Origin of the sequence: Psychromonas sp. Urea-02u-13, from assembly GCF_002835995.1 — a bacterium.
GTDB lineage: Bacteria > Pseudomonadota > Gammaproteobacteria > Enterobacterales > Psychromonadaceae > Psychromonas.
In genome coordinates this window covers 1-11,193 of record NZ_PJBZ01000117.1, presented here as the reverse complement: position 1 = coordinate 11,193, position 11,193 = coordinate 1, and the positions used below count along the sequence as shown (strand labels likewise).

Below are 11,193 nucleotides of genomic sequence, written 5' to 3'. Positions count from 1 at the left end.
TTCAATGAGCAAGCTCGCTTTGCAAACGTTTCTCTATGCGATTTCTTATTACAAATGCTCTGATATGGTCGTAACTCAGGTTGAACGTAAAAGCATAAATCGTAATAAAAATCGTGACTCCTAAGTCCATGATCAACGCTTCCCATAAACTGATCTGTAAAATGTAAGCCATCACAGGAATGGTGATCAGCAATAACCCCGCTTCAAATAAAAGCACATGCACAATGCGTAATGACAATGAGCGTTGAGTTTTTTCTCCCTTTACGTAGCGATCAAACACACTATTAAAGAAATAGTTCCAAATCATCGCGACACTAGCAACAACTATCATTGTTTCTGATAGCGAGGAAAGATCATGATCTGTAAACACCATTAATCCAGCAATTGACATGCTTACAGCTAACACTTCAAACAGCACAGCTTGAAAGACCCTTTCTAACTTACCCATTAAATATCACTCCAAAATTTGTTGTAAACCCATAAAACATGCCGAGTATTATGACGCTAAAAATGCTGAGACAAAGTTAACAACCATCACAAATAGTGATAGCCTAAGTAACACATCAGTCTAGGTATTTATAAGGGAGAGCAAACATGTATAGCTTCGAACAATTAAAAGTGTTTATCACTGTTTGTGAAAGTGGGTCTTTCTCTGCAGCCGCACGTAAATTAAAACGTGCTCAGTCTGGTGTAAGCCAAGCAATTGCTAACCTTGAGATTTCTATTAATCAGGAGTTGTTCAATCGTGACAAGAACACACCCGTGCTTACGACAAATGGAAAAGCACTGTTGCCGATTGCAAAATCAATACTGCATCAACAAAAGTATTTTGATCAGAAACTCGAATCATTAACCAAGCAATATGAAAATGAGTTAGTGATTGCGATAGATGAGAGTTGCATTGATAGCGACTTTTTACAGATTCTGACGCCGCTTGCTGATAAATTTCCCATCACACATTTTGAGATTATTAGCGCCTCTACCTTTGATGTAGAAGAATTAGTGCGAAGTGGTAAAGCGCAGGTAGGTATCATTTATGCCGATGGGGAATTAAAGGTAGATATGGACTTTTTCCTACTTGGACAAGCTCGGTTTATAACCATTGCATCGCCGGATCATGAATTAGCTCAGCTTTCTACAGTGCAAGATGCTGACTTAAAAAGATACCGTCAATGTGTACACCGAAGCGCACAACAAAAAGAGCTTTGGTTTAGTTATGCCATCAGCTCGAAGATTTGGTATGCGAATAACCACCAAACGATTGTAAACCTCGTTCAGCAAGGCATGGGTTGGGCTAGCGTACCTGAACTGTTAATAAAACACTCCATTCAACAAGGAAGCCTTATTGCGCTGCCTGTTGCTCATGAACACAGTGGATGGTTAACGCCTGTTGGCTGTTTGATTTCTCGAAGCCATCAATCCGGCCCGGTATTGACAAGTTTGATTGAACGCTTACAAGAGAATAGTTTTAGTCATGATCATTGGACTAAGCGAGAGAAGACCTTTACGAAGTAAGTTTAAGTATTAAACAATCATGTTTATCAGCGCAATAATCAGCATAACAAAAACTAATAGTAGGCATTCAACGCTTTTCCTAAAAATAGGCTCATCTTTTTATTGAATTTACACAAGAGACTCAAAGTAACTAGTGCGAGGCAAGCTCGCTTGAAGTGTTTTTTAGTCTGCATAGAGTGGTTCCGCCTCTCGGTGCCCGGCGGTTTCAGAACCGAAAATTTATCAAATACAATAACAAAAATCAGAAACAACAGTCCCCGTTACATTTCACTTGAACGATGAATCACTTTAGCAAGTGCCAGCATGGATGCTGGGGCTAGGCTCAGTCAGTGCAGGGATGCACTGTTTGAGCCGGTGCGTTATAAAGTGATTGATTGGTCAAGTTTTTAGAAATGTTCGGGCGAGCTTTCTTTTGCTTCTGTTTTCTTTACTCGTTAAAGAAAATGAAGTCGCCACCGGCGAAACCTCTGCAATGTAAGATCAAGCGCTGTCACAATGAGCGCTAGCGAAATAACTAATCTGATTGAACTAAATCTATATTACGTAAAGGTCACTAGTGCGAGAAAGCCTAGTCACCGACCGGATGAGCTTGACGAACAATCAAACTGTATAGGATCAAATGTTTAATCTTGTCTCATTAGACTTAGCCTTACGAAAAATACCGTTACTCAATGCAGATAAATAGCATCAATGCGTATCGACAGAGTTTCCGTTTCATTTTTCAGCGGAGAAGCCAGACTTTAGCAAAGGAAATCAGGGAGCGAATTGAACGACAGTTCAGGCTTATGAGCGGGCTAAGCTCTGCGTGCCCTCTGACTTTCATTAGTGTCTGCATGCACATGGAAGTGCATTCAGACACGGTGCGTTAAAAAGTCATGCTTTGTAGCTGATTAAAAAATGCTTCGGAACGGCACTCTTTTGCTTACTTTTCTCTTGCTGTTGAGAGAAAAGTAATGTCGCCAACAGGGCGAAACCACTGTTAAGTAAGCCTAGTCACCGACCGGATGAGCTTGACGAACAATAAAACAATATAGACTTTGCTAGTTAGCTTTGGCGAAATCAGAAAAAAACCTCAAACAAGCATGTTTATCAGCGCAATAATCAACATAACAAAAACTAAAATAGGCAATATTTTGCTGTATTTCGCTTGCTGCGCTTCACTTACAGGTTTAGCAAAACGCTCCAGTAAAATAACCACCAGCGCCAGAGCTGAAAATAATACCGCTAAAATAATTAACACGTTCATATCGTAATACCTTACAGACTAATCAAAAGCAGAAAAGGACAATGGCAATGGCAATGGCAATGATAGTAATAGTGACGTAAGTCGTCAAAAATCACAATATCCCCCTTAATCGAGTAGCAATAATTTAACCGACTTTACCCACTAAATAGCGCTTTAATTTTTTATCATAATCTGATGGGTAATTATCGTATTTAAAAAATAGCGTAATATCTTGAAGCGCTTCATCAAAATCCCCAATGTCATATAAACAATAAGCGCACTTACGAAGCCACTCGGTATGAATGCCGTATTGTAATGCTTCGCTATAGTATGAAATGCACGCGGCATCATCATCGTCTCGCATGTCCAGATCTGCTTTTTCAGCAAAGATATAACCCGATAATAAGTTTAACCTTGGATTTAATGATGCATAGGTTTGAGTCTCTGCGACAAAGCGGTCCATTTGGGCCCATGATCCACCCCACTTAGGTTTACTATAATTCATGTAGCTAATGCGATATTGGTTTCCTGCTGGGTTCGCTAAAATAGCTTCATTCAAAAAGACATCTCGTGGATTATTTGTTCCATCGCCAACATTAATTTGAATAAGCCATTTATAGGCAGGTAACAGTGAACTATCCATTGATTTTGCATTGATAAGGTCTGAGTAAGCGGCCAAATATAGCTTATTCATTGCTTCAAATTGTGCATCTGTGGTGTTCTTTGAAAATTTACTGCCTCGAGCCTCTGCGCCCGCACTTGCATAAAATACACCTCGCGCAAGGTAAGCCAAAGCAGATTCTGTGCTATTCACCCAGTTATCTAGCTGCTCAAGAGACACTTTTTCAATGTTTGAGACTCTATTGATAGAGTATGTAAACGCATCTTCCCACCTAATGTCATAGTGCACCTTGTCATTCAATTCGCCTAAAAGTGACTCTAACTGATAGTAGTTTTTAGACTGTAATAAGCCACGCAACCTTTCTGCATTAATAGCAGGATAATTGGGTGACTCAAAGGCTGAAATTTGCGCTAAGGCTTCTGGACTATCACCCACCGCTTTGTAGGTTGCCCCACTGAACAGTAAAAAATTAACAACAATAGCAATACAAATCGCCACAACGATAGATTGTTTGTGCTCTATCATTTTATCGATAATCGTCTCTGGCTCCTCAAAGTCATCGTCGTTGTGATCGCTTTCATTGTGACCATTATTATATGATGACCTTGCTGTAGAATGCGCTGTTCGCGTTGCATGAGAGCGAGAATGTGAATGTGAATGTGGCTGATGTTGTGATTGTGATTGAAGCTGTAATGGCGAAGCAGAATTTATACTCTCGCGTTGAACCGTTGTTTTGCCCGAATCGTCTCTTTCAATTTGAGTGCCACAGTAAAGGCATTTTATGGTCTGTGGTTGTAGGTTATAACACTCCGGACAAGTGACTTCAGGTGCATGTTCATGCGTACTCGCCGAATGATGCCCCTGGTTACTATGATTAACATCATCACAATGTTCACCGTCTAATGGTACTAAGGACAATTCATCAAAGCTAAATTTCTTCGCTTCTGCAGGTGCTTCTAAGATTGTTTCAACACCCGCCTCTTGAAGCACTTTTTTGTATTGTAGGGCATCTTGTTTTCCAAGCCCTTGCTTAACCGTTGTAGGCATTCCTTGAATCAACTTCTTGGCTTTCTCACTATCGAACTTAAATAACGCTTGGATATTCTCTATCACCCTCTCTTGTGTGAAATCGGCTTTAATATTACCGGTGCAAATGACTTTCCAACTATTACTACTGTTACTACTGTTACTACTGTTACTTTCCATGTCGTTTAACTCGTTATTGTTAATATTGACTGTTCGTATTTGTTATTCGCGTTTATTGATAATATTTATTGATAAGGGATAAATGATCACTCAGACTCAAGCGCCAATTTAGCCTTATGCCAGCATTTCATCGCAAACATAAATGAGATAACCAATAGCGACAAATCGATAACATCCAAAAACTCAATTTCTATGGCAAAAACGGACCAGATACCGCTCATCGATAAATCCAGCACTAATCGAGGCACTTCAATGCCTAACCAAGGTCCGACCCAGCTCATGATGAAATGGCCCGCTTTAGGCAAAAAGTTTGAAAAGAAGATGAGAAACAAAATCATGCAAAAATGTTCAAAGTAACCTCTTGCGATTTGAATAGAGGTAAAGTCCCTCGCGTCTTCTTCTATCTCTTTATAGGTTTTATTCTTCAGGTTAATAAATTGAGCAATAACCAATGAGATAACACCAATAAAGGTATATAACTCAACAAAAGGTTCCATGTAGAATGAAAAAACCGCTAAGACAGTAAATATCAATAACGCTTGAATCACATCACCTTGATCGGGGTTTCTTTCACCATCAATCAGTTCATCGACCAACACATCAATCAAGTGAGCATATAAATACTCAATTTGTTTGATAATGATCGCCAGTAATTTCAATAACATAAAGAAAGACTCAAGGTAATAAAAATAATAAAGGGATAATACGTTTAGCTTTTTATAACATCTATAAAAACATTCATTTATCAAAAAAAAGAGAAGGTCAATCATCCACAAGCGAGCTTAACGAACAAGAAAGCAATAAAGGCACTGTTGCTCGGATCAATTAGCTTTTCTTGAAACATTGATAATATTTAAGATCAACGTCTTAAATATTATCAGCGGAGATACTATGTTTCTAACTCGATTGATTTATGTCAGTACGGCCACCGAAAAATTTGCCTCCTCTTCACTTGAAGATATCCTGCAAGTTGGGCGCTTAAACAATACTAAAAATGGTATTACGGGCATGCTGTGTTTCAAAGAGAAGTATTTTATTCAATGCTTAGAAGGATCTCGCAAGGCGATAAACCATACTTATAATAAAATACTCAAAGACGAGAGGCATACAAATGTCGTGTTACTAGAATATTCTCAAATCAACGTAAGAGAATTTAACGATTGGTGTATGGGTTACATTCCAACCTCGCATTTTACTGAACCGCTCATTTTAAAATATTCTAAATCCGCAGTCTTTAGGCCCTATGATATGTCTCGCGCCAGTGCTTATATGTTGCTTTTAGAGTTTAAGAAAAACTACACTTCATTTTAGAGTTGAGCATTACTCTGTGCATTAATGCTTTAAACCCAAGCTTGCTAACCTCCTTCTTACCGGCCTTAACCGTCGGTATGAAACGTTAGAAAATAGCGTGGCACTCTGAGCCCACCTTCAAGTCCCCACTATCCTATAAAAAATCGACACGTTAACGCCCCCCTGAGCATCAATTTCTACTCTGCCCGCTTATATAAATTAAAAGTAAACCGTACCCTTAGTGATTGACAATCTAACTAGCATCATTAAGATCCGCCTCACTCACAATGTAACCTTGTATAATTTTGGCGATATGGGCCATAAGTCTCTACTCAGATACCGTAAACATCTGAACTACAATGGAACTGGTTTTATATTTATAGGTTACTCCTAGGCCTCTGGTCTTTTCCTTATATTTACACTTCCCTTGCCATCGTTTTATGCATCGAAATATTGTCCTACTAAACAACTAATATGATGGCAATTAATGGACAAGTACTTCCTACTAAGCGCGCGTGGTGCGACGCTTAAAAATGAAATATACGCAGGTTTTATTACCTTTCTAGCAATGAGTTATATCTTAGCGGTTAACCCTGCTATTTTAGGCAGTATTCCAGGTATTGATAAAGGCTCTGTATTTACAGCAACCGCACTTTCAGCGGCCGTTGCGACCTTTATTATGGGTATGTTTTCTAAATACCCAATCATGTTAGCACCTGGCATGTCGATGAATGGCTTCTTCAAAGTATTGTTACTTGGTGGCGGTATCTCGTTACTGTGGCACGAGGCTTTATTCGCTATTTTTCTCTCGGGCTGTATCTACCTGATATTAAGTTTAACGCCAGCAAGAAAAATCATCATCGAAGCGATTCCAGATGATTTGAAATTAGGCATAGCAGTGGGTTTAGGCCTGTTTGTTTCATTCTTAGGCCTAAGAAACGCAGACATTGTGGTCAGTAATCCTTTCATATTAGTGACACTGGGTGATGTATACGACCCGAAAGTATTGATTGCTTTAATCAGTATTTTTGTTGCCATTGGTTGTTTAGTACGTGATATCAAACTCGCGACAGTGCTCTCTTTTGCCACTGCGATTGCATTAAGCTTTTTAAGTGATCACTTGCTAGGCACAACGCTAATTGCATTGCCAGAGCAAGTGTTCTCAATGCCACCTAGCATGGCGCCTACTTTTGGTGCTATTTTCAACTTTGAGCACTTCACCTTACCTAAATTAAGTGACCTGATCTTTTTAGTGATTATCTTTTTCATTGTCGACTTTTTTGATGGGTTAAGTACTATCGTAGGCGTTGGTCGTGACGCGGGTATTATTAATAAAGATGGCAAAGTACCTAATGCTAAATCAGCATTAATTGCCGATTCTGGTGGTACGATCATCGGTTCAATCTTTGGTACAACCTCAATTACAGCTTATTCAGAGTCAGCCGTTGCTTCCTCATTAGGCGCAAAAACAGGTATCAGTGCCATCGTTGTAGCGCTGTTATTCTTAATCTCTGTGTTTTTATATCCAATATTCTCAATTTTCACCAGTGCGATTGTTGCACCCGCTTTGGTGATTATTGGTATTTACATGATCAAAAACTTAGCAGATGTACAGTGGGATAAAAAAGAATCCGCTATCCCAGTGTTCTTTATCATGGTCTTTAGTTTATTAACCTTCTCACCTGCTAACGGCATGGCAATGGGTTTTATCAGCTACAGTTTTGTGATGTTAGTTCAGGGTAAAGGCAAAGAGGTTCACCCAATCATCTATACCTTATCACTGTTATTTGTTGCTTATTTAGCACTTGCGTAACCCTAGTAGAGAAAATGAAATGAATTTATTAGAAACAACTATTTTAGAAAAAGCTAAATCTGTCAATAATGTTGCCCTTGATGCAAGTGACTTTTTAACTAAACAGATCGATATCCAATTATTAGATTGGTGTGCACAGCAATTAGCGACACATTTTGAACAAGCAAAAGTAGACCGCATTGTGACCATTGAGAGTGGTGGCATCGCTATCTCAACCTTGGTTGCATTGAAACTAAATGTGCCATTAGTAGTCATGAAGAAAAAACGCAGTATTTTAGACCCTGACGACTTGTTGACGGCATCGGTACACAGCTTCACTAAAAACGTCACTTATGAGCTTAATTGCAGTGCATTACACATTAATGAAAATGATAACGTATTGTTCATTGATGATGTATTAGCACATGGTAATGCCGTGATTGGCACACTTGATATCATCAAGTTAGCGAAAGCGAATTTGGTGGGTGTGGGTATTTTGTTTGAAAAATCATTTCAGGCAGGCGCGGCTATGTTGGCAGAAAAAGAGATTGATGTTTTGTCACTGGCTAGAATTAGCTCGTTAGAAAATGGCATTCATTTTTAAAGTCTCTGTGAATTACCCCTGTAAATTTCCTCTATAAATAGTACTAGGGCTGTTATTGAAAGTATCTCGATAATAGCCCTTTCTTCATATCATCGATTTTATTAAACAGCACACCTTATTATTTCGTTGCCGGCACTTCCACCCACTTTCTTTTTAATGGGTATTGCCATTATCTGGTCATGCCTCTCATAAATTTATGAAACGACTACATAATCATCAAGTTATTATAATCTAATCGTAACATCGTCTATATTAAAAGACTCAATTGATAAATGATACTCGTTAAGAAGTACTGTACTAATCTGGATAAGTAAATACTTTAAAATTGCGCAGGAAAAATTAATGAGAATTTTAACCAGCAGATTGTTCAGATATTTATCTAGATTGGTATTAATCCAATAAATACTTAAGTAACGCGCTTATTATTTGCATTTAACACAGTGGCTTCTCAATATAGGTAATACATATTTATGGGACAGGTTAATAACAGTGAACGAGTCATCAGAAGACTCTATGAGATCACGAATAGTTACGATCTTGGATTCGACACTCAAATAGAACAAATATTACAGATGGGCTTAGAACGGTTTAATCTTGATATTGGTATCTTGGCTCGTATTGAAGATAATCGCTATGTAGTTAAGCATTGTGTTGTGCCCGAAGACGTTGAATTAGTATCTGGCATCGAGTTTGATTTGGATACCACTTATTGTCAAATCACCTGCCAAGCAAAAATCCCTATCGCGCTTGAGCATATTGGTAAGCATGACCGGTACGCATCACACCCCGCGTACCAGTCATTTGGTCTTGAATCCTATATCGGCATGCCCATTAAATTAAACGGTCAGTTATACGGCACCCTCAATTTTTCAAGTGCGATCCCCTATCCTCGAAAATTTAACCCCGTAGATATTGATGCACTCCAGTTAATGACATCCTGGATTGAGGTTGAATTACTCAGGCGCCAACAAGAAAAGCGCTTAATCGAGTTAAATTTAAAGCTAGAAAAAAAGGCTTATGAAGACAGCTTAACGTCAATCCCTAATCGTAGAGCAATGTTTAAACATATAAAAACCGACCTGAATAGAATCAGCCGCGAAAAAGGCAAGGTCGCACTGGCGATTATAGATATTGATTTTTTTAAGAAAGTAAATGATACCTATGGCCATCAAAAAGGAGATGAAATTCTCATTAAAGTGGCTGAATCATTAAGTAATGATAAACGAGATTATGACTTTTTAGCTCGATTTGGTGGGGAAGAGTTCTTACTGTGGTTACCTAATTGTGATACAAAAATTGCCACTAAAGTGTGTGAGCGTATTAAAAATAACATTGAAAACTTAGCACTGTGTGATCATCCGTTAACCATCTCATTAGGTATTACCTGTTATCGCGCCGGTGACTTAAAAGAACTTGCAAATAAAAAAAGAATTGATGAACTAATTTCAGAAGCAGACAAGGCACTATATCGCGCTAAAGCATCGGGCAGAAACTGCATTAAATTTTACCAAAGAAGCTATACTTCTGAGCATCAAGCGATCTATGAATAGTGGCCAGTTTCAAATGATAACGCTGTAGTTCTTAGCGAATATTTTTTATTAAACTCTGATTGGTCCTTATTGCCAATGGCAACGTAGTACTTGAGAAAGAGGATGATTAGGACAGACAACAAACCTACTTATCCCTCTATTCAACAAGATTAATGATCTGTTTTCACACGCATACTCTGTTAATTTAATCATCAATCAATGGAGTTAGATAATATGAAAGCACTATTTTTAGGTTTATTAATGAGTTTACCCGTCGCTGCACAACAGGTGTCTTACCAAGTGGACGACCAATATTACCAAGGTTATTTTGCAAAAGCACAAGGTGAATCAAAAGGTAGTGTGCTACTAATTCATGATTGGGATGGGCTAACAGACTATGAAGTAAAGCGAGCAGAAATGTTGGCTAAACAAGGCTACGACACCTTCGCTGCCGACTTATATGGCGCCGGTAATCGACCCGTTGAAACTAAAGCTAAAAAAGAAGAAACCGGTAAGCTATATAAAGACAGAGAAAAAATGCGTCGCTTAATTCTCGCGGCGATTAGCGAATCAAAGAAACTCAGTTCAAACGACATGGTCGTGATGGGATATTGCTTTGGTGGTGCAGCCATTTTAGAGCTAGCACGATCAGGAAAAGCGTCTGATGTGAAAGGATATGCCACGTTCCATGGTGGGTTAGCAACGCCAGAAGGGCAAAACTATGACAAGTTAAGCGCACCTCTTTTCATTGCTCATGGTGGCGCAGACAGTGCTATTCCACTACAACAGGTTTCAGACATAGGCGAGCAGCTGAAGCTGTAAAAGCGAGTTATGAAATACAAATTTATTCAGGTGCCCCACACGCATTTACTGTGATGGGCTCTCCTCGTTACCAAGAAGTCGCAGACAAAAAATCATGGAATACATTTTTAGGTTTCTTAGAAACTAATTTATAACTTATTTAGACAAAGAATAATAATGAAATTTTGATCATAACAATCAACAGATAACTCAGGGATACCTTAGTAAATAGGTATTCCTGAGTGTTTAATTTCTACTATTTAACGAATAAGTAATAATGGCACACGGGAATTTTTAAGTATTTTCATGGTATTACTGCCTAAGAAAAAGGCACGAAGTCGAGATTGGCCATAAGCCCCCATCGCTATCAGCCCAATTTGGTTAATCCGTTGATACTCCAACAAAGCCGAATCAACCTCACCACTTAAAATACTCGCTTGTACTGCAACCTTAGCCGCCTTTAATTTTTTAAGCGCTAATTTAAACGCATCTTCCTGATCATCACCCACCATCACTAAATGACATTTAAGGCCTTGGGTTAATGGACTTTGAATCACTTTAAAAATAAGCTTCTGACTCGTTTTACTGCCATCAAAGGCCACCATATAA

The 11,193-nt window shown here is 38.7% G+C and carries 10 protein-coding genes, 1 pseudogene and 1 riboswitch; of the genes and pseudogenes, 6 read left to right on the top strand and 5 right to left on the bottom strand.

What is annotated here, in order from left to right; all coding sequences use genetic code 11:
• Position 1: 1 nt before the first annotated feature.
• Entirely contained in the window at positions 2-448 is a 447-nt protein-coding gene (locus CXF74_RS19625) for a PACE efflux transporter (protein ID WP_101084218.1), read from the bottom strand.
• A gap of 146 nt (positions 449-594) precedes the next feature.
• Between CXF74_RS19625 and CXF74_RS19620 the strand changes: the two genes are divergently transcribed.
• Positions 595-1,515, top strand: a complete 921-nt coding sequence (locus CXF74_RS19620; RefSeq protein ID WP_101084217.1) for a LysR family transcriptional regulator — start codon at positions 595-597, stop codon at positions 1,513-1,515.
• Positions 1,516-2,587: 1,072 nt separating this feature from the next.
• Here the strand turns inward: CXF74_RS19620 and CXF74_RS22055 are convergent.
• The 3 genes from CXF74_RS22055 to CXF74_RS19610 form a co-directional block, all read right to left on the bottom strand.
• Complete coding sequence (locus CXF74_RS22055) at positions 2,588-2,761, bottom strand: hypothetical protein (protein ID WP_157822468.1); 174 nt, start codon at positions 2,759-2,761, stop codon at positions 2,588-2,590.
• Positions 2,762-2,885: 124 nt separating this feature from the next.
• Positions 2,886-4,568 carry a DUF4034 domain-containing protein gene (locus CXF74_RS19615; protein ID WP_101084216.1) on the bottom strand — a complete coding sequence of 561 codons (1,683 nt, stop codon included), beginning with the start codon at positions 4,566-4,568 and terminating at the stop codon, positions 2,886-2,888.
• 86 nt (positions 4,569-4,654) lie between these two features.
• Complete coding sequence (locus CXF74_RS19610) at positions 4,655-5,233, bottom strand: hypothetical protein (protein WP_101084215.1); 579 nt, start codon at positions 5,231-5,233, stop codon at positions 4,655-4,657.
• A 226-nt stretch (positions 5,234-5,459) separates the two neighbouring features.
• Between CXF74_RS19610 and CXF74_RS19605 the strand changes: the two genes are divergently transcribed.
• The 5 genes and pseudogenes from CXF74_RS19605 (at position 5,460) to CXF74_RS19585 (ending at position 10,739) form a co-directional block, all read left to right on the top strand.
• Positions 5,460-5,879 carry a BLUF domain-containing protein gene (locus CXF74_RS19605; protein WP_101084214.1) on the top strand — a complete coding sequence of 140 codons (420 nt, stop codon included), beginning with the start codon at positions 5,460-5,462 and terminating at the stop codon, positions 5,877-5,879.
• 254 nt (positions 5,880-6,133) lie between these two features.
• A riboswitch (purine riboswitch) is annotated at positions 6,134-6,235 on the top strand.
• A gap of 110 nt (positions 6,236-6,345) precedes the next feature.
• On the top strand, positions 6,346-7,671 hold the full coding sequence (locus CXF74_RS19600) for an NCS2 family permease (protein WP_101084213.1): 1,326 nt from the start codon (positions 6,346-6,348) through the stop codon (positions 7,669-7,671).
• Positions 7,672-7,690: 19 nt separating this feature from the next.
• Complete coding sequence (locus CXF74_RS19595; protein WP_101084212.1) at positions 7,691-8,254, top strand: xanthine phosphoribosyltransferase; 564 nt, start codon at positions 7,691-7,693, stop codon at positions 8,252-8,254.
• A gap of 470 nt (positions 8,255-8,724) precedes the next feature.
• Complete coding sequence (locus CXF74_RS19590; RefSeq protein WP_101084211.1) at positions 8,725-9,804, top strand: sensor domain-containing diguanylate cyclase; 1,080 nt, start codon at positions 8,725-8,727, stop codon at positions 9,802-9,804.
• A 198-nt stretch (positions 9,805-10,002) separates the two neighbouring features.
• Positions 10,003-10,739: pseudogene (locus tag CXF74_RS19585) on the top strand (dienelactone hydrolase family protein).
• Between the two features lie 105 nt (positions 10,740-10,844).
• Here the strand turns inward: CXF74_RS19585 and CXF74_RS19580 are convergent.
• A partial coding sequence (locus tag CXF74_RS19580; RefSeq protein WP_198552930.1) for a universal stress protein occupies positions 10,845-11,193 on the bottom strand: 349 nt, incomplete at its 5' end.